General features: G+C 69.3%; 14 protein-coding genes and 1 pseudogene. 4 read left to right on the top strand and 11 right to left on the bottom strand.

What is annotated here, in order from left to right; all coding sequences use genetic code 11:
• Positions 1-203: 203 nt before the first annotated feature.
• From BLR21_RS12680 to BLR21_RS12655, 6 genes are read right to left on the bottom strand one after another with little or no spacing between them, the layout of a single operon-like run.
• Entirely contained in the window at positions 204-950 is a 747-nt protein-coding gene (locus BLR21_RS12680) for an ABC transporter ATP-binding protein (protein WP_090006076.1), read from the bottom strand.
• A complete protein-coding gene (locus BLR21_RS12675) occupies positions 950-1,900 on the bottom strand; it encodes an ABC transporter ATP-binding protein (RefSeq protein ID WP_090006001.1) in 951 nt (316 codons plus the stop codon). The genes BLR21_RS12680 and BLR21_RS12675 overlap by 1 nt, the downstream gene beginning before the upstream one ends.
• A gap of 1 nt (position 1,901) precedes the next feature.
• The gene (locus BLR21_RS12670) at positions 1,902-2,741 is read right to left on the bottom strand and encodes an ABC transporter permease (RefSeq protein WP_090006000.1); all 840 of its coding nucleotides are present in this window, start codon (positions 2,739-2,741) and stop codon (positions 1,902-1,904) included.
• Positions 2,738-3,691: an ABC transporter permease gene (locus BLR21_RS12665; RefSeq protein WP_090005999.1), complete on the bottom strand. Its 954-nt coding sequence runs from the start codon at positions 3,689-3,691 to the stop codon at positions 2,738-2,740. Before BLR21_RS12665 ends, BLR21_RS12670 begins: the two co-directional genes overlap by 4 nt.
• Before the next feature lie 2 nt (positions 3,692-3,693).
• Positions 3,694-5,307 (bottom strand): ABC transporter substrate-binding protein, encoded by a 1,614-nt coding sequence (locus BLR21_RS12660; protein WP_090005998.1) that lies wholly within the window; start codon positions 5,305-5,307, stop codon positions 3,694-3,696.
• 46 nt (positions 5,308-5,353) lie between these two features.
• Positions 5,354-6,496, bottom strand: a complete 1,143-nt coding sequence (locus BLR21_RS12655) for a C45 family autoproteolytic acyltransferase/hydrolase (protein ID WP_090005997.1) — start codon at positions 6,494-6,496, stop codon at positions 5,354-5,356.
• 107 nt (positions 6,497-6,603) lie between these two features.
• Between BLR21_RS12655 and BLR21_RS12650 the strand changes: the two genes are divergently transcribed.
• Together BLR21_RS12650 and BLR21_RS12645 are read left to right on the top strand one after the other, a co-directional pair.
• Entirely contained in the window at positions 6,604-7,506 is a 903-nt protein-coding gene (locus BLR21_RS12650; RefSeq protein ID WP_090005996.1) for a MurR/RpiR family transcriptional regulator, read from the top strand.
• A gap of 10 nt (positions 7,507-7,516) precedes the next feature.
• A complete protein-coding gene (locus BLR21_RS12645) occupies positions 7,517-7,972 on the top strand; it encodes an Lrp/AsnC family transcriptional regulator (RefSeq protein WP_256334652.1) in 456 nt (151 codons plus the stop codon).
• A gap of 6 nt (positions 7,973-7,978) precedes the next feature.
• Here BLR21_RS12645 and BLR21_RS12640 read toward each other — a convergent pair whose 3' ends face one another.
• Positions 7,979-9,397, bottom strand: a complete 1,419-nt coding sequence (locus BLR21_RS12640) for a gamma-aminobutyraldehyde dehydrogenase (RefSeq protein ID WP_090005995.1) — start codon at positions 9,395-9,397, stop codon at positions 7,979-7,981.
• A 42-nt stretch (positions 9,398-9,439) separates the two neighbouring features.
• Here BLR21_RS12640 and BLR21_RS12635 point away from each other — a divergent pair.
• Positions 9,440-10,786: pseudogene (locus BLR21_RS12635) on the top strand (aspartate aminotransferase family protein); the annotation flags it as partial.
• Between the two features lies 1 nt (position 10,787).
• Here the strand turns inward: BLR21_RS12635 and BLR21_RS12630 are convergent.
• Both BLR21_RS12630 and BLR21_RS12625 read right to left on the bottom strand, forming a co-directional pair.
• Positions 10,788-13,274, bottom strand: a complete 2,487-nt coding sequence (locus BLR21_RS12630; RefSeq protein WP_090005994.1) for a DEAD/DEAH box helicase — start codon at positions 13,272-13,274, stop codon at positions 10,788-10,790.
• Between the two features lie 10 nt (positions 13,275-13,284).
• Complete coding sequence (locus tag BLR21_RS12625; RefSeq protein ID WP_090005993.1) at positions 13,285-14,634, bottom strand: glutamine synthetase family protein; 1,350 nt, start codon at positions 14,632-14,634, stop codon at positions 13,285-13,287.
• A gap of 362 nt (positions 14,635-14,996) precedes the next feature.
• Here BLR21_RS12625 and BLR21_RS12620 point away from each other — a divergent pair, with 362 nt between their 5' ends.
• On the top strand, positions 14,997-15,512 hold the full coding sequence (locus BLR21_RS12620) for a MarR family winged helix-turn-helix transcriptional regulator (protein WP_237047954.1): 516 nt from the start codon (positions 14,997-14,999) through the stop codon (positions 15,510-15,512).
• An 83-nt stretch (positions 15,513-15,595) separates the two neighbouring features.
• Here BLR21_RS12620 and BLR21_RS12615 read toward each other — a convergent pair whose 3' ends face one another.
• Positions 15,596-16,945, bottom strand: a complete 1,350-nt coding sequence (locus tag BLR21_RS12615) for a pyridoxal phosphate-dependent decarboxylase family protein (protein WP_090005992.1) — start codon at positions 16,943-16,945, stop codon at positions 15,596-15,598.
• 50 nt (positions 16,946-16,995) lie between these two features.
• Entirely contained in the window at positions 16,996-19,092 is a 2,097-nt protein-coding gene (locus tag BLR21_RS12610) for a glycosyl hydrolase family 95 catalytic domain-containing protein (RefSeq protein ID WP_256334650.1), read from the bottom strand.
• Between the last annotated feature and the right edge of the window lie 97 nt (positions 19,093-19,189).

Genomic DNA, 19,189 nt, shown 5'->3' with positions numbered 1-19,189 from the left:
CTCGTCTCAATTGGCGCACCCGTGTGGCGGCAGGCGGAAATGAACGCGCCTTCTGCGTTCTGCCGGGGTTTCCCGAGGTGGAGCCGGAGGCGTTGGCTCGAAACGGTGTGTGTCAGGGGGTCGACTCAATCGCAGCATTACGTTTCCCGGTGGAGCGGACTTCTCGGCGGACGCATTGATGAGGGAATGGCGAACAGTTCTCGTCAGGCGGGCGCCGGACGCCAGCCCGGTCGCGGCACCGAGTCGAGCAACAGCCGGGTGTAGGGATCGGACGGGTCTGTCAGCACCTGGGAGGTCGGTCCCTTCTCCACCACACGGCCGTTGCGCATCACCAGCGTGTCGTCGCACGAGTGCGCGACCACGGCCAGGTCATGGCTGATGAACACCAGCGCGACCCCTGTCTCCCGGCGGATGTCGTCCAGCAGCCGCAGGATCTGCGCCTGAATGGACACGTCGAGTGCGGCCACCGCCTCGTCCAGCACGAGGACCCGCGGCTCGACGGCGAGCGCGCGGGCGATGGCGAGCCGCTGCCGCTGGCCGCCGGACAGTTCATGCGGGCGCGCGCCGGCCTCCCGCACGCCGAGGCCGACCTGGTCTAGCAGGTCGGCCACCTGGGACTCCGGGTGGTGGTGCAGGCGCAGGGCTACCCGCAGGCACTGCCGTGCGGTGAGACGGGGATCCAGTGAGCCGTAAGGGTCCTGGAACACCATCTGGATCGCACGGGCGCGATCCAGCCGCCCCGCACCCGAGCCGGCCACCTCGATCGTGCCGGAGTCAGGGGTCAGCAGACCGGCGAGCATGCGGGCGACGGTGGTCTTGCCGGAGCCCGACTCGCCGACGATCGCGAGCGCGCCGCCGTGCGGGACGGTGAACGTGATGTGCTCGGCGGCGACGAGTTCCTGCTTGCGGGACAGGCGGTACGACTTGCACAGGCCGGTGACGGTCAGCATCACGCACTCCTCACGGGGATCTGCAGGCAGGCCGCGGTGCCGCCCCCGGGCAGCGCGGCGGGCACCGGTGTCCAGCTCTCGCAGTCGGCCGAGGCGAGCGGGCATCGTGGCGCGAACGGGCAGCCGGGGAACTCGTCGGCCAGCGAGGGCGGCTGGCCCGGAATCGGGTGTGGTGGCAGGCCGGTGGCGTCGAGCGACGGCGAGCAGTCCAGCAGGCCGCGCGTGTAGGGGTGCGCGGGACTGCGGAAGAGCTCTGATGCCTCCTGTTGCTCGACCGTGCCGCCCGCGTACATGACCTGCACCCGGTCGCACATCGCGGCGGCGAGATGGAGGTCGTGGGTGATCAGGAGCAGCCCGAGGCCGTGCTCGGTCCGCAGGCGGTCGAGCAACGAGAGGATCTCGGCCTGCGTCGTCACGTCGAGCGCGCTGGTCGCCTCGTCGGCCAGCAGCAGCCGCGGCCGGGTGGCCAGCGCGCCCGCGATCACGACGCGCTGCAGCATGCCGCCGGACAGCTCGTGCGGGTACTGCCGGAGACGCCGGGCGGGGTCGGACAGTCCCACCGCGTCGAGCAGCTCCACCGCGCGTGCGCGGGCGGAACGCTTGTCGTGCACCGGCATCAGGCGTTCGACGAGGAAGTCGCCGACGCGGCGGACGGGGTTGAGCGCGGCCCGCGGATCCTGGTGGATCATCGCCACGGAGTGCCTGCGATGCGCACGCAGATCCGCGGGCGACATCGTGAGCACGTCCGCGCCGTCCAGCAGCACGCGGCCGTGCGCGACGGCCCCGGAGGGCAACAGTCCCAGCACGGCCTTGGCGGTCGTGGACTTCCCCGAACCGGACTCGCCGACGAGCCCGACGACCTCACCGGGCCGGATGCTCAGCGAGACGGACGCGAGCAGCGGACGGGCCGCTCCCGGCAGGTGAACCGTGAGGTTCTCGATGTCGAGCATGTCACCTCCTGGTCCCGAGACGGTCGGCGGCCCAGACGCCGACCACGTTGAACGACACGACGACCACGGCGATCGCGACGCCGGGAACGAGCGCGGGCAGCAGCGCGCCCAGCACGATCGACGCCTGACCCTGTTGCACCATGAGTCCCCAGTCGGAACTGGGCGGCTGGGCGCCGAACCCGAGGTAGCTGAGCGTCGCGAGGCTCATCAGCGCCTCGCCGAACAGCACGACCAGGTAGCCCACGACCGACCGCGCGAGATTCGGCGCGACGTACCCGCAGCAGATCCGGAACCCGCCCATGCCCTGCACCCGGTAGGCGTCCACATAGGACTTCACGATCTCCGCCCTGGCGACGCTGCGGGTGTACTTCGCGACCGTCGGCGCGAACGCGAGACCCAGCGCCAGCACGGAGGTCGTCATCCCGCCGCCGAACACCGCGATGATCAGCACCACGAACAACAGGCCAGGGAACGCGTACATCACGTCGGTCAGGCGGGACACGACCGTGTCGACCCAGCCGCCGTGCCACGCCGCGAGCAGACCGAGGCTGACGCCGATCATCGCGGCGACGGCGAGCAGCACGACCGGTGCGACCAGGCTGGTACGGGCCCCGTAGAGCAAGCGGGACAACAGGTCCTGGCCGGACGCGTCGGTCCCGAGCAGGTGCGTTCCGCTGGTGCCGGCCAGCGACGCGGACAGGTCGATCGCGTCGGGTTCGTACGGGGCGAGCAGTGGGGCGGCGATCGCCGCGACGGCCATCGCCGCCAGCACGACGGCCGCGGCGACGACCCCGGCCGGCCGCCGGGACACGGCGGGCAGTACCGCCGGCAGTGCGGTCATGCCACCCTCCTTGCGGTCTTGACGCGTGCGTCCAGCAACGGGTGCGCGAGGTCGACGGCGGTGGTGATCACGATGTAGCCGGTCACCATCAGCAGAAGAACCGCTTGCGCCACCGGGAAGTCGTGCCCGTTGATGGCGCCCACGAGCAACGAGCCGACGCCGCTGAGCCCGAAGACCGTCTCCACCGCCACGGTTCCGGCGAGCATGCCCGCCGTGACGAGGCCGCACATCGTGATGATCGGCGCGAGCGCGTTACGCAGCACGTGCCGCGCCACGACCTGCCGTTCCGGGAACCCGGACGCCCGTGCCACGAGCACGTGGTCCGCACCCGCCGCCTCGACCACGGTCTGCCGGGTGACGCGGCTGATCACGGCCAGCGCACCCAGTGCCATCGACACCGCGGGCAACGTGAGGTGGTGCAGCGTCCCCGCGAACCCTTCGCCACTGCCGGTCACCGGGAACCACCCGAGCTGGACGCCGAAGATCGCGGCGAGCCCGATGCCCGCCACGAACGACGGCACGGACGCCGACAACGTGGTGCCGCCGATGAGGACCGAGTCGGCCCACGTGCCGCGCCGCAACGCGCCCAGCACACCCGCACCCACACCGAACAGCACGAACAACACCGTGGCGTAGGCGACGAGCGCCAGCGTGGTCGGCACCCGCGCGGCCAGCAGGTCGACGACCTCGTCGTTGTACTGGAACGACCGGCCGAGGTCGAGCCGCAGGCAGTTGCCGAGCCAGTGCAGGTACTGGGCGAGGAACGGCTCGTCGAGGTGGTACTGCTCGCGCACGACCGCGAGCCGTTCGGGCGTGAGGTCGTCACGTCCGCCGGCGAGGAACACCGCAGGGTCGCCCGGCGCGGCGTACACCGCGCCGAAGATGACGAACGAGGCCACCACCAGGGTCGCCAGCAACCCGGCGACCTGGCGGCCCGCTGCCGGGAACACGGTCAGCTCGCCTTCTTGCCGAGGGCGGCGGCCCAGGGCGAGTAGAGGTAGGCCATCGACGCCGGCGGCCCGGTCAGTTCGTGGTCGATGAGCAGCGTGTTGGGCACCTGCGCGACGGAGATCCAGACCGCGGCCTGTGTGTAGCGGCGCTGGACGTCGATGACGAGCGCCGCGCGCCGGGAGTCGTCGAGCGTGCTCAGCGCCTCCTGGACGGCCTGGTCGTACTGCGGGTCCGCGAAGCCGACCCAGTTGTTGGAACTGCCGGAGATCGCGTTGTCGTACAGGCCGATCGGGTCGCTCTTGGAGATGTACCAGTCGGCCACCAGCAGATCGATGTCCTTGCGCGCGGCGGCTTCGCCGTAGAACTCGCTGTACTTGGGCGTCGGCACGGTCTTGATCTCCGCGTCGAGGCCTATGCGCCTGAGCGCGTCGCGGGCGGCGTTCGCCATGACCGTGCGGCCCTGCTTGCTGTCCGTGCCGATGACGATCGGCCCGGACGGCTTGTGTGTCGCCTCGTGCACGAGTTGCTTGGCGCGCACCAGATCCGCGTCCGTGGGACGGGCCGGCGCGTCGGTGAGGTCCTTCTGCGCGGCGGCGAACGCCTCCTTCGCGTAGCCCCACGCGCCGGAGCCGACCGGTGTCGCCCACGGTTGCGCGAGGCCGCCGAACCCGGCGTCGGAGATGCCCTGGCGGTCCAGCGCCAGCGAGAGCGCGGTGCGGATCTTCGGGTCCTTCAGCCCGCCGCGTTCGGTCGGGATGAGCACGAGTGCGGCGGTGCTCGGGCCGAAGTACCGGTCGACGCCCTGCTTGCCCTCGAACGCGGTGGCGGTCGCCAGGGAGTCGACGAACACCCCGTCCGCGGCACCGGTCGCGAGTGCGTTGACCAGCGCGCTGTCGCTGGCCCAGCGGAACACGACCTCACCGGCGAGCGGCTTCTCACCCCGGTAGGCGTCGTGCCGCTTGATGGTGATCGAGTCGCCGGACTTCCACGAGGACAGCGTGAACGGGCCGGAGCACGCGTCGCCAGAGCCCGGCGTGCCGAAGTCCTTGCCGGCGGCCTCGACCTGTTCACGGTTGTAGACCAGCCCGGCGTCACCGGCGAGCGCCTGCGTGAACAGCGCGTCCGGCTGGGTGAACCGGACGGTGATCTCCAGCGGCCCGGTCTGGTCGATCGACGCGACGCGGCCGAACTCGTCGGACTGCTCGTTGGCCGGGTCGGCGTGCCGCTTCAGGCTGAACAGCACGTCGTCCGCGGTCATCGGTGAGCCGTCGTGGAACTTCACGTCGTCGCGCAACGTGAGCACGAGCGTCTTCGGGTCCGGGTTCGCCGTGCTCCTCGCCAGCCACGGCTTGATGGTCATGTCCGGCTGGACCTGCAACAGCCGTTCGCAGATGTTGCTGACGACCGTGCTGGCGGGCGCGCCGCCCTGGGTGTCGAGGTCGAGGGTGTCCGGTTCGGACTCGACCAGCCAGTTGACCCGCTCGACCGGCGCGGCCGCCTTCGGGGTGAGGTCGGTGAGGGTGAGAGTGGCCGGGTCGGTGGTTCTGGCGCCGGACGGGGCGCCCGCGCAAGCGGACACGAGAGCCAGCACTCCGAGTGCGGGGATCAGCTTCATGGTGGGAACTCCTGGCGGTGGAGCGGGAAGTGGGGGAGCGGAAGAACTAGGCGGGTGCGTGTGGCCCGTCGTAGAGGTTCCAGGGGAGCTGCTGGTACTCCTGTTCGCACGGGTTTCCCGCGGTCACGTGGTAGTCGCCGGCTGTGAGGTCCACACAGGACGAAACGAGCGTCGCCCACTGCTCGACCGGCGGTCTGCGCGGATCGGCGTGCGCACACAGCGAGTCGGGATGTCCGAGGTGGTCGGACAGCGCCGAGCGGATCAGCTTGCGGGACTCGTCCGGTCCGGTGGAGCCGCGCAGCAGCCGCAGTCCCGCCTCGGCGCGGGGCACGCGCACCAGCGAGTCGGCCGACATCGGCCGGTAGGTGTCGGCGAGGGCGGCGGGGACGCCCGCCTGGTAGTGGTTGCCGTGGACGAGCAAGCCGTCGTCGGGGTACATCCAGCTGTGCCCGGCCGGGGTCGTCTCGAGGTCGATCGCGAAACCCTCCCGGCAGGTGAGCAGTGCGTTGCTGGCGATGTGCGCGCGGGAGCGGACCAGCACGCGCAGCGCGTCGGACACGGTCGCCTGGTTCAGTACGGCGCGGCGGACGACGGTCTGCGGCAGCCCGACGGCGTCGTCGAACCGCCCGCCGAGACCGTTGGCGTTCAATGCGATGCCCGCGGAGTTGGCGCCCTGGCGGCCGATCTGGCCGGCCTCGACCTGCATGATCACCGTCGGGTGCGGTGGCTGGACGATGCGCAGCAGCACCACGGTGCCGGCGGCGCCCGCGCGCCAGTCCCAGTTCTGTCCCGCCCAGACGTGCCCGTCACCGCTGGCGTCACCGACCGCGGCGAACGACGTGCAGCCATCGGCCGGCTCCTCGTCCTCGCTCATGCGGGCGAACGTGCTGTCGTAGATGACCTCGCCGCGGGCGTTGAGCGTGAGCACGTCGAGGAGGGCGACACCCGCGCCGTCGGCGACGCCGCGCATCTCGTCCAGCAGTTCCGGCGCGAACGCCCGCACCGGCTCCAGCCAGCGCGCGGCCCGGTCGGTGACCTGCGCCCACGTCAGCCCGCTCGACTGGCCGAACGCCTCGGCGTAGTAGTCCAGCGCCGCCGCGACCTGGTCACGGGCGGCCTCGCCGTACTGGCGACCCCTCGTGAGGGCGTCACCCGACACCTCGACGACGGGCAGGACACGTGCGGACATGACTCTCCCTGGGGACCGGGTGCTGTAACATCTATTTCAGATCTCCGTGAACTTGTAACGGATGAGCCAGTAGCGTAATGCTGGTTTCATAGAAGTCAAGAGGTGAAATGAGCAGTTCAGAAGACGGCGGCATCACCCGGTTGCGGACGGCTGTGCGCACCCGCTGGGAGGAGCTGTCGAGCTCGGAGCGGATGGTGGCGCAGTACCTGGTCAGCGCCCCGCCGGAGCAGGTCATGTTCGCCAGCGCGCAGGAGCTCGGCGCGGCCAGCCGGGCCAGCAGCGCCACCGTCGTGCGCGCCCTGAGGCGCCTGGGCTACGCCGGTCTGCCCGCGCTGAAACGCGACCTCGCGGCCGAGTTCACCTCGTCGATCGCGCCGGAAGTCCGGCTACGGCAACGCATCGCGCACGTCGGCCGGGATCTCACGACGATCTGGACCGACGTGTTCGACGAGGCGCAGGAGCGGATCGACCAGTGCCGCAGGCTGACCACGACCGAGGACTTCCAGCGCGCGATCACGGTGCTCGCGCAGGCCGGTGAAGTGCTGTCCTACGGCGTGGCCGCCTGCGAGCTCGCCGCCCGGCAGCTGACGCTGGCGCTCGGCCGGATGGGCCGGCGCGCCCGGTTCACCGGCGAGACCGGGTTCGCGCTGGCCGACCCGTTGCTGGGGCTGGCGCAGGGCGACGCCGTGGTGATCTTCCAGCCGGGCCGGATGCTGCACGAGCTCAACGTCGTCGTGGAGCGCGCCAGGTCGGTCGGGGCCGGCGTCGTGCTGGTCACCGACGAGCTCGCCGGCGCGTTCGCCGGCCGGGTGGACGCGGTGCTGATCGCACCCCACACGCCGACCGGGATGACGAACGAGTCGCTGACCCCGCTGGTCGTCGCCGACGCGTTGATGGTGGCGCTGAGCGCGCTGGACGAGACGTCCGCGGTCGAGGCCTCGCACCAGCTGAACGTTCTGCGTGAACGACTCGTGCCGCGCAACCACTCGCCGCGGCAGACAGAGCACTAGCATCCGCGTTGTGGCGAAGGAAAAGCTCGACGACATCTCCAAGCGGATCATCGAACAGTTGCAGGAGGACGGTCGTCGCTCGTACTCCGCGATCGCGGCGGCCGTCGAGTTGTCCGAGGCGGCGGTGCGGCAGCGGGTCCAGCGCCTGGTCGAGGCGGGAGTCGTCCAGATCGTCGCGGTGACCGACCCGCTGCAGCTGGGTTTCCTGCGCCAGGCCATGGTCGGCATCAAGGTCGGCGGCGACCTCACCGAGGTCGCCGACGCGCTCGCCGCGATGGACGAGGTCAGCTACGTCGTGATCGCGGCGGGCTCGTTCGACGTGCTCGCCGAGGTGATCTGCCGCGACGACGACCACCTGCTCGACCTGCTGAACAGCCGCATCCGGCGGATCGAGGGTGTCACCGGCGTCGAGACCTTCGTGTACCTCAAGCTGCGCAAGCAGACCTACGGCTGGGGTACGCCGTAGGGCTGGTCACCAGGCCGCCATCACGTGCTTGACCCGCGTGTAGTCCTCGAAGCCGTAGACCGAGAGGTCCTTGCCGTAGCCGGAATGCTTGAACCCGCCGTGCGGCATCTCCGCGACGAGCGGGAGGTGGGTGTTGAGCCAGACACAACCGAAGTCCAGCCGCGCGGACATGCGCTGCGCGATGCCGTGGTCGCGGGTCCACACCGAGGACGCGAGGCCATAGCGGGTGTCGTTGGCGAGCCGGACCGCCTCGGCCTCGCAGCCGAACGTCTCGACGCTCACCACCGGGCCGAACACCTCCTCGCGTGCCAGCTCGTCGTCCTGCAGCACCCCGCTGACGACGGTGGGAGCGTAGAAGTAGCCACGTTCGCCGACGCGTGATCCTCCACATCGGACGGTGGCGTGCCGTGGCAGCCGCTCCACGAATCCACTCACCCGGGCCAACTGGTCGGCGCTGTTCAACGGGCCGGTGCTGATCTGCCGGGTCTGCTCGACCAGGGCGCCGACGAAGTCGTCGTGGATCGACTCGTGCACCAGCACCCGGCTGGCTGCGGTGCAGTCCTGGCCCGCGTTGAAGAACGCCGCCGCCGCGATCCCCTCCGCGGCCTTCGCGAGATCGGCGTCGGCGAAGACCACGACCGGGGCCTTCCCTCCAAGCTCCAGATGGACGCGCTTGAGGTCGGCGGCGGCGGAGTCGGCGACCTGCCGCCCGGCCCGGACCGAGCCGGTGATCGACACCATCGCCGGAACCCGGTGCGCCACCATCGCCTTTCCGGTCTCGCGGTCGCCGCAGACGACGTTGACCACGCCGGGCGGGAGGTGCTCGGCGCAGATCCCGGCGAGCAGCGTCGTGGTGGCGGGCGTGGTCTCGGACGGCTTGAGCACGACGGTGTTGCCGGCCGCGACGGCCGGCGCGATCTTCCAGACCGCCATCATCAGTGGGTAGTTCCACGGCGTGATCTGCGCGCACACGCCGACCGGCTCACGCCGCACGTACGAGGTGTGCCCAGCCAGGTACTCGCCCGCGGCACGCCCCTCCAGAATCCGCGCGGCGCCCGCGAAGAACCGGAGCTGGTCGACCGCGACTGCCAGTTCCTCCGTCATGGTCACCGCACGGGGCTTGCCCGTGTCGGTGACCTCGGCGTCGACGAGCTCGTCCGCGTGTTGCTCGACGGCGTCGGCGATGCGCAGGAGCGCCAGCTGACGCTGGGCCGGGGTGGTGGACCGCCAGTGGTCGAAAGCCGTGCCGGCCGACCGCATCGCGGCCTCCACGTCGATCTCGCCGGAAAGCGGCGCAGTGCCGTAGACCTCGCAGGTGGCGGGGTTCTCGACGTCCAGCGTGCGGCCGTCGGCGGCCGGGACCGACTTGCCGGCGATGACGTTGAGGAACACCTTGTGTGCGGAATCAGTCGTTGACAGGCTCATGAGCAACGATAATAGTTGTATTGAACGCAGCAATCAACGGATAGCGTGGAGATGATCATGACTTCCGACCTGTGGCTCCACTTCACCCGCCATACCCCCGGCGCCGAGCCGCCGGTGATCGTGCGCGGCGAGGGCGCGTACATCTGGGACCAGAACGGCAAGCGCTACCTGGACGGTCTGGCCGGGTTGTTCGCGGTCCAGGTCGGGCACGGCAGGCCCGAGCTGGCCGACGCGGCCGCCGCCCAGGCGCGGCAGCTGGGCTACTTCCCGCTCTGGTCCTACGCCCACCCGCCCGCCGTCGAACTGGCCGGGCGGCTGGCCGACGCGGCACCGGGTGACCTCAACAAGGTGTTCTTCACCGCGGGCGGGGGAGACGCGGTCGAGAGCGCCTGGAAGCTCGCGAAGCAGTACTTCAAGCTCACCGGCAGGCCACGCAAGCACAAGGTGATCAGCCGGTTCTCGGCCTACCACGGCACCCACCACGGCGCCCTGTCGATCACCGGCATCCCGGCGGCCAAGCAGGAGTTCGAACCGCTGGTGCCGGGCGCGTTCCGCGTCCCCAACACGAACTTCTACCGCGCGCCGGAGCACGATGACGACCTGGAGGCGTTCGGCCGCTGGGCCGCCGATCGCATCGCCGAGGCGATCGAGTTCGAGGGCCCGGACACGGTCGCGGCGGTGTTCCTCGAACCGGTGCAGAACACGGGCGGCTGCTTCCCGCCGCCGCCTGGCTACTTCGACCGCGTGCGCGAGATCTGCGACCGCTACGACGTCCTGCTCGTCTCGGACGAGGTGATCTGCGCGTTCGGCCGGCTGGGCTACGCGTTCGGCGCCGAGAGGTACCGGTACCAGCCGGACATCATCACCTGCGCGAAGGGCATGACCTCCGGCTACGCGCCGCTGGGCGCCATGATCGTGTCCGACCGGCTGATGGAGCCGTTCCTGCGGGACGGCAACACGTTCCTGCACGGCTCGACGTACGGCGGGCACCCGATGTCGTGCGCGGTGGCGCTGGCGAACCTCGACCTGATGGAGCGGGAGGGCCTCTACGACCACGTCCTGCTGCACGAGGCGACGTTCCGCAACACCTTGGAGAAGCTTCTGGACCTGCCGATCGTGGGCGACGTGCGCGGTGCCGGGTACTTCTATGGCATCGAGCTGGTCAAGGACAGGGCCACCAAGCAGACGTTCAGCCCAGCCGAGTCCGAACGGGTGCTGCGCGGGTTCGTGTCGCGGGAGCTGTTCGAGGCGGGCCTGTACTGCCGGGCCGACGACCGCGCGGAACCCGTCGTGCAGCTGTGCCCGCCGCTGATCTGCGACCAGTCCCACTTCGACGAGATCGAGCAGATCCTGCGCGACGTCCTCGGCCGGGCGGCGGCGCTCCTGTGAGTCAGAGGCGGCCGACGTCCGTGATCGTCACGACCGCCTCGCCGAGCTCGTCCGACGCCGCCAGGTCGACCTCGGCGTTGAAGCCCCAGTCCTTGTCCCCGGCCGGGTCCTCGAAGATCTGCCGGCACACCCAGCGCTCGCGCTCGACGTTGATGATCAGGAACGCCGGGCCGCGCGCGTTCGGGCCCGCGCCGATGTCCGAGTGCTCCTCGAAGTACGGCTCCAGCGCGTCCATCCACTCCTTGGCCGTCCAGCCCGACTCGTGGTCGAGCTCGCCGAGTGAGTACCAGTCGCGCTTCGCGGCCAGTTCGACGCGGCGGAACAGCGCGTTGCGGACCAGGACGCGGAACGCGCGGACGTTGCGGGTGACCGCGGGCGGGAGGTCGGCGCGGACCTCCTCGACCGGGGCGTCCGGGTTGGTGAGCTTCTCCCACTCGTCGATCAACGACGAGTCGACCTGGCGGACGAGCTCGCCCAGCCACGAGATCAGGTCGTTGAGCTCCTCGGTCTTCGCCTCGTCCGGCACCGTCTGCGACAGCGCCTTGTAGGCGTCGGCCAGGTACCGCAGGACGAGGCCCTCGGAGCGCGCCAGGCCGTAGAACGACACGTACTCCGTGAACGTCATCGCGCGCTCGTACATGTCCCGCACGACGGACTTGGGGGACAGGTCGTAGTCGCCGACCCACGGGTGGCCGCGGCGATAGGTGAAGAACGCGGCGTCGAGCAGGTCGGCGAGCGGCTTCGGGTACGTGACCTCGTCCAGCAGTTCCATCCGCTGGTCGTACTCGATGCCCTCGGCCTTCATCGCGCCGATCGCCTCGCCGCGTGCCTTGTGCTCCTGCGCGCCCAGGATCTGCCGCGGGTTGTCCAGAATGGACTCGATCACCGACAGCACGTCGAGCTCGTAGCCCGGTGCCTCGCGGTCGAGCAGTTCGATCGCGGCCAGCGCGAACGGCGACAGCGGCTGGTTCAGCGCGAAGTTGAACTGCAGGTCGACCGTCAGCCGGAAGTCGTCGCCGTTGCGTTCCACGACACCCGCCGCGACCAGCGCCCGATACATCGCCAACGCGCGGCGGATGTGCCTGAGCTGCTTCGGACGGTCCTCGTGGTTGTCTTCCAGCAGGTGCCGCATGGCCTGGAACGCGCCGCCCAGGGGACGGCCGATCACGTTCAGCAGCATCGCGTGGGAGACCTGGAACGACGACGTCAGCGGTTCCGGTTCGGCGCCGACGAGCCGTTCGAACGTCGAGTCGCTCCACGACACGAACCCGTCGGGGGCCTTCTTGCGCACGATCTTGCGGCGCTTCTTCGGGTCGTCGCCGGCCTTCGCCAGCGCCTTGATGTTCTCGACCTCGTGCTCGGGCGCCTGCACGACGACGGTGCCGACCGTGTCGTAGCCCGCGCGGCCCGCCCGTCCGGCGATCTGGTGGAACTCGCGGGCCTTCAGGATCCGCGTGCGCGTGCCGTCGTACTTCGACAACGCCGTGAACAGCACGGTGCGGATCGGCACGTTGATGCCGACGCCGAGCGTGTCCGTGCCGCAGATGACCTTCAGCAGACCGGCCTGCGCGAGCTGCTCGACCAGGCGGCGGTACTTCGGCAGCATGCCGGCGTGGTGCACGCCGATGCCGTGCCGCACCAGCCGTGACAGCGTCTTGCCGAACCCGGACGAGAACCGGAAGTTGCCGATCGTGGCGGCGATCTGCTCCTTCTCCGGCTTCGTGGCGACGTTCACGCTCATCAGTGACTGCGCGCGCTCCAGCGCGGCGGCCTGGGTGAAGTGCACGACGTAGATCGGCGCCTCACGGCCGTGCAGCAGGTCTTCGATCGTCTCGTGCAACGGCGTGGAGACGTACTGGAAGTTCAGCGGCACCGGGCGCTGCGCCGAGCGGACGACCGCCGTCGGCCTGCCGGTGCGCCGGGCCAGGTCCTTCTCGAAGAACGAGACGTCGCCCAGCGTCGCCGACATCAGCAGGAACTGGGCCTGCGGCAGCTCGACGATCGGCACCTGCCAGGCCCAGCCGCGGTCGGGCTCGCTGTAGAAGTGGAACTCGTCCATCACGACCTGGCCGACGTCGGCCGTGTGGCCGTCGCGCAGGGCGATGTTCGCGAGGATCTCCGCGGTGCAGCAGATGATGGGCGCCTGGTCGTTGACGCTGGCGTCGCCGGTCATCATGCCGACGTTCTCCGGCCCGAACACCTCGCACAGCGCGAAGAACTTCTCCGAGACCAGCGCCTTGATCGGCGCGGTGTAGAAGCTGCGCTGGTTCGCCGCCATCGCGACCAGGTGGGCGCCGATGGCGACCAGGCTCTTGCCCGAGCCCGTGGGAGTGCTGAGGATGACGTTGGCCCCCGAGACGAGCTCGATGACCGCTTCCTCCTGCGCCGGGTACAGCGCGAGGCCGCGCTCGGTAGCCCAGTGGGAGAAGGCGTCGAACAGTTCGTCTTCGTCGGCGATCGAGGTGAGCCGGTCCGTGAGTGCAGTCATCGCAGGTGAACTATAGGTGGTACGCGTATTCGGTGAACTCCCAGTCGGTCACGAACCGCTGGAAGCGGGCCACCTCCTCCCACTTGAAGTCCACATAGGACCGCACGAAGTCCTTGCCCAGCACGTCGACCATCGCCGGGTCCTCCTCCAGGTAGGCGAGGGCGTCCGGCAGCGTGGCGGGCAGCGTCGGGGCCTTCGACGGGTCGTAGCCGTACCCGGCGGAGGGCCGCGGCGGTTCGATCTGGTCGCGGATGCCCAGGTAGGTGGCCGCGATGAGGCCCGCGATGCCGAGGTACGGGTTGGCGCTCGCGTCGCCGAGCCGCAGTTCGAGCCGGGTCGTGTCGCCGCGTTCGGCCGGCACCCGGAGCATCGCGCTGCGGTTGTCGAGGCCCCAGTCGATCAGCCACGGCGCGAGCGAGTCCGGCCCGAACCGCTTGTAGGAGTTGACCGTCGGGTTGAGCAGCGCGGCCAGCGCCGGGGCGTGCTTGAGGATGCCGCCGATGGCCCAGCGCGCCTCGTCCGACAGGCCGCTGGTGGTGCCGGGCGCCTGGAACGCGTTGCGGCCGTCCTTCTCGTGGCACGACAGGTGCAGGTGGAAGCCGCTGCCGCCGCCGTCGTTGAACGGCTTGGCCATGAACGTCGCCATCCGGCCTTCGCGCCGGGCCAGTTCCTTCACGCTCGTCTTGAAGCGGAACGCGCGGTCGGCCGCGTCCATGGCGGGCGAATGGACGAGGTTGATTTCGAACTGCCCGCCGGCGTACTCGTGGTTGCCTCCGGTCGTTTGGAGGCCTGCCGAACTGAGCGTGCGAAGAGTTCTCAGCAGATGGCCGTCGGAATCGCCGCGGCGTCCGGTCGCGTAGACGTTGCCGGGTTCGTCACAGTACGGACGCCACCCGTTCGGGCGATCTTCGTCCGGTTCGCAGAGAAAATATTCCAGCTCGGGTCCCACGACCGGCGTGAGCCCGGTGGTCTCGAATATTTCCAGCGCCCTGCGCAGCACCTGCCGGGGCGATTCGTCCACGGGTCTTTCGTCGGCCGGGCTCACCGCGTCGCCGATGCACCACGCCACGCCCGGCTCCCAGGGGATCGGGAGCAGCGTGTCGAGGTCGGGGACCACGATCACGTCGGGCAGACCGGCGTCGAGCACACCCCCGTTCTCGGTGGTCTTGCCGCCGGGGGTGGTGCTGTACACGGCCCGGCAGAAGGACAGTCCGCGCTGCGTAACCGCAGGTAGGTGCTCTACGAGGACGTCACGACCCCGGTCGGTGCCGAGCAGGTCCGGGAAGACGACGCGCACCACGTCGATCCCGTCCTCGCCCAGTCTTGCCGCGAGTTCCCGTGTCACCTGTTCACCGACCACGTCGAACTACCTTTCCGGCACAGTGTGTCGCTGGCGCGGAGGGGATAACGTTGAGGGGCAAACGCTATCGACCCGTCCGTGGAGCAATGACCGCCATTGGTCCCCGTCGGGTGCTCCACACTCATCGTCCACCACCGGGCAACAGTCCGTAACTGGACGGGTGACGACCGTCACGAGATCATGCACGATGTGGGATCGTGATCAAAGTGGTTGCGGACCGACTCGCACCACATCACAGACATAGTTCGGAACCGCAAGTATTGTGCCGGGAACACCTGAGCTCGAGCACGGGAGACTTTGAGTTGTCTGGTCACCACACGATTGCCGAGACCGAGAAAGCCGTCCAGGCCAAACTCGGTGCGGTGCCGCTGCATCGCGAACAGATGGCGGCGGTGTCGAACATCCACCGCGCCGCTACCGCGATCCGCCAGCACCTCGAGAACTCGGTGCTGCGCACCAGCGATCTGACCTGGACCGGCTTCGTCGTGCTCTGGGTCGTGTGGATCTGGGGCGAGATGGAGACGCGGTACGTCGCCGAGGAGGCCGGGATCTCCAAGGGAACCCTGACGGGCGTCGCCAAGACGCTGCAGTCACGGGGCCTGCTGGAGCGCATGGGCCACCCGACCGACGGGCGTCTGGCGGTTCTGCGGCTCACCCCTGAGGGTGAAGAACTGATGGCCGACCTCTTCCCCAAGTTCAACGAGGAAGAGGTCTTCGTCAGCGACCCGCTGGAGTCGTCCGAGGCCCAGTCGCTGGCCGAGATGCTGCGCCGCATGGTCACGCACCTGGAGGCCAACGGCGAGCAGCGCCGCCTCGACCTGCGCGGAGACACGCCGCTGCCGCCGCGCCGATCCGGCCGGCGCGCGAAGCACGGCTGATCCTCGCGGCTGTGGGCGACTCACTGAGGTGAGTCGCCCATTTCGGCGTTGGTCCGCTGTCTGGCCAGCCCCTGACCAGGTCGTCAAAGCAGGCTGAGCACCCGCGCGTGCAGGGTGTCGAGGTAGTCCTCGGACTCCGGCTTCATCAGCACGCTGCGCAGTACCCGCGCACCGTCCGCGTCGGCCCCGACCTCGGGGTGGCGGGCGGCGAACGCACCCTTCGACGCCCGTGCCACGCTCAGGAAGATCGGGTCGACGGGTGCGTTCATGCCCGTCTGCATCACGCGGTGCGAGGCCGCGTCCACGGCGGACAGGGTCAGCGGGTCGGTGCGCGGGAAGTACGTGACGATGTCGAGCTCGGGCTCCTGGTAGAGCTCCAGGGCCTCGGACTCCCGGATGATCGACGCCCACCGCACGGCTGCCCGCCGTCCGGCCGCCAGGACCTCGCCCAGGCCGTCGCGGGTCAGGGGGAGCAGGCGCAGCGTCAGCCAGAGACCGGCCGCCGCGGCGCCGGCCCGCGAGCATTCCAGGCTGATTTCGCCGAGGTGCATCTCGTCGGACGTGAAATACGTGTACGGCGAGTCGTGCAGGTAGAACCGGCCCACCGACGGGTCGCGGAAAAGGACCGCGCCACAGCCGTAGGGCTGCAGACCGTGCTTGTGCGGGTCGACCACCACGGAGTCGCACGAGCCGATGGCCTCCCACGGCTCGGGGGCGAGGTCGGTGCCTGCCAGTAGTGTGAAGAAGCCGCCGTACGCGCCGTCGACGTGCACCCGTGCGTCGTAACGGCGTGCGACTTCCAGCACAAGATTCACCGGTTCGATGGCACCCAAAGCGGTAGTTCCTGGGGTGACCACCACAGTTCCGACCTTGCCGGTCTTCAGAAGCTCTTCGAGCGCGTCCAGATCCATGCGTCCGAGGCCGTCCACGGCGACAGGGAAACCCTCGATGCCGAGCACGCCGCACATGCGTGAGTGCGTGTAGTGCGCCTCGGAGGAGTACGCGACACCACGGGTCGGATGCAGCGAACGGGCGACGAACAACGCCTCCAGGTTCGCGATCGTGCCGCTCGACGTCAGGTGGCCGAGGTGCTGCTCGCCGTAGCCGAACATCGTCGCCAGATCCGAGACGACCTCACGTTCCATGGCGGCGGTCGCCGGACCGCCGTCCAGGGCGTGGTTGTTCGGGTTGATCAGCATCGCGGACAGGTAGCCCACCACGGCCGCGGGGTGCGGCGGCTTGAGCATCTGGCCCGCGTAGCGCGGGTGGAAGAACGGGTAGTTGTCGCGCAGGCGGTCCTGCAGTTCGGCGAGTGCCGAGCCGAAGAGCGCCGGGTCCACCTGCAACGACGAGTGGGGTGTGAAGGAGCCGTACTCCGCCGTCCACTTCTCGTGGTTGGCCAGCGCCTCGTTGAGCCAGTGTTGAAGATCCACCGCACACACCCCACTCGTCCACGCACAATCCGAATGTTCGAATTTGGACGTTACGGCAGTCCCCAACGTGAAGACGAGCCGTTGGCATTCACATCACGTGGCGAGGTGTCAGGGCGTGTGCCGCGACGGGAGACCACGGCGCTCTGACCTCGGCGAAGCGGGATTTCGATGGCGGAGCCACGAGTCTTGTAGTCCAAACGCCGGCCCCACGTGTCGCGGACGTCGATGTCGCCCGTGATTCCGTGCTCCAGCAACAAAGGCGAGCCCGCCTCCGAATGGACCTTCACCCAGTCGGTCCGTCCGCCGGAGCGGGAAGCGTCCACAAGGAACGCTCCTTGCGTGCGCAACGACGAGATGGACGCATCGGCCCAAGTGGACGAAACAGACGGGAACACGCGCACGACGTCGTTGTGCGACTGGACCATCATCTCCAGCACGGCCTGGCCGGACATCAACGGCGACTCGATCGCGAGGTTGCCCCCCTCGCGGTAGAAGGTGTTCTCGGTCAGCACGGCGTTCGAGCCGACCTGCCTGCGGTCGAGGAAGTAGCGCAGGAACGCCAGCGCCTCCTCCGGCCGGCCCATCGCCGACGCCATCGCGGACGCGGCGCCGTAGCTGTACCCGGCCCACTTCTCCTGCCGCGAGACCCAGTGGTCGAACGTCTTGTTGATGAGCGCGCGCTGCTCCGGCATGTCGTAGGTGAGTTCGCGCAGCGGGTAGAACCACAGCATGTGCGAGAAGTGCCGGTGCGAGTCGTTGAGCGAGACGTCCTTGCCGATGAGCACGCCGTCCGGACCCTGGGCGTACGGCACGAGCCGGTTCGCGATGTCACGCCAGCGCGCGTTCTCCTCGATGGACAGCAGCGTGCGCACACCCCAGCGGATCAGCGAGAGGTCGTACGTCGTGTCCGTGGCGTTCGCATACTCCGGTGAGCGCGTCTCCGGCAGATGCAGCTTCCCGTCCGCGCCCTCGACGAGGAACCGGGCGTAGTAGTTGACCGCCTTCGTCAGGATCGGGAAGAGGACGTCCTTGAGGATCTTCTTGTCCATCGTGTGCCGATAGCCCAGCCAGACGTTGTGGCAGGCCCACAGAAGATTGCCCGTATGGTCGTTCGGCGCGACGCCCGGAACGCCGCAGTAGCGCGGCCCGGAGCGCAGCGTGCGGTCGCCGGGGTGGCAGATCGCGTACGAGTCGCCGTCGCGGTAAGCCGGGTTCACGTTGAGTTCGAGGTTGTGCTCGAACCGCTTCAACGTCGTCGTCACCGCGTCGAGCTCGTGGTGGTTCGAGCCGTTGACCAGCGGATACGAGATCTGGACGTTGAGGTTCCACCACACGGCCGTCCAGCTGTTGCCCTGCTCGGGGAACCACGGGCCCCACTCGGAGATGACCGGCGCGTCCGCTCGGGTCGCCGCCGCCATCTTGTAGAGCTGCAACCAGTAGAAACGCTGCACGAGCTTGTCCGGCACCGAGACCAGCGACTTCGCGAAGTAGGCGTTCCACCAGCGGCGATGCTGCATCGTCAGCACCTCGAACGGGATCGCCAGCGCCTGACGCACCTCACGGATGGCGTCGGACGTGTGTGTGTCCGCAGGGTGTGTGTACGCCACGTGGGCCGCGAAACGGCCGTTGCGGGTCTGCCAGGCCGTTGTGTAGCCACCGCCCGCGAGCAGCGGCTGGGCGGCGTAGGAGACGCCGTTGGCGGTGCCCAGCGTCGGCGCCGGGTTGGCCGTGTAGTCCGCGGGCCTGCGGATCTGACGTGTCGTCGACGACTCCAGCGGCTGGAAACCCCAGGTCACGTCGCCCTTCACGGAGGCGAGGAACGTGCTTCGCGAGTTGTGCACGAGCATCGTGAACCTGGCGCTGCCCTGCGTGGTCGTCACGGAGCCGGTGAGCTCCGCGTTCCACAGGTCGAGCGTCCAGTCGACGGCGGTGATCGCGCCGGCGAACTGCAGGGTCAGGTAGCCGATCGGCAGCCGGGAGAGGCCGACCGCGGCCTCCCAGTGTTCCCGCTGGTCCTGCACCTCGGAGTGGCTGAGCATGAGTTTCAGCTCGTTCGCGGTGCGGCCCGCGTAGACCTGGACGCCCAGGAAGCCGTTGGCCAGGAACGGGCTGTCACCCCAGTTCTGCGGCAGTCTTTTCCACTCCATCCGTGCGTCCCGGACGACGTCGCGGTGCACGTTGTGACCCGATGTTTCGGGGGCTGCGACCGCAGTGCCCGCCCCGAGCGCGGAGGCCCCGACGGCC

The organism is Lentzea albidocapillata subsp. violacea (assembly GCF_900100275.1).
Classification (GTDB): domain Bacteria; phylum Actinomycetota; class Actinomycetes; order Mycobacteriales; family Pseudonocardiaceae; genus Lentzea; species Lentzea violacea.
The sequence above is the reverse complement of the archived record's forward strand: the minus strand, read 5'-3'. Positions and strand labels throughout refer to the sequence as shown.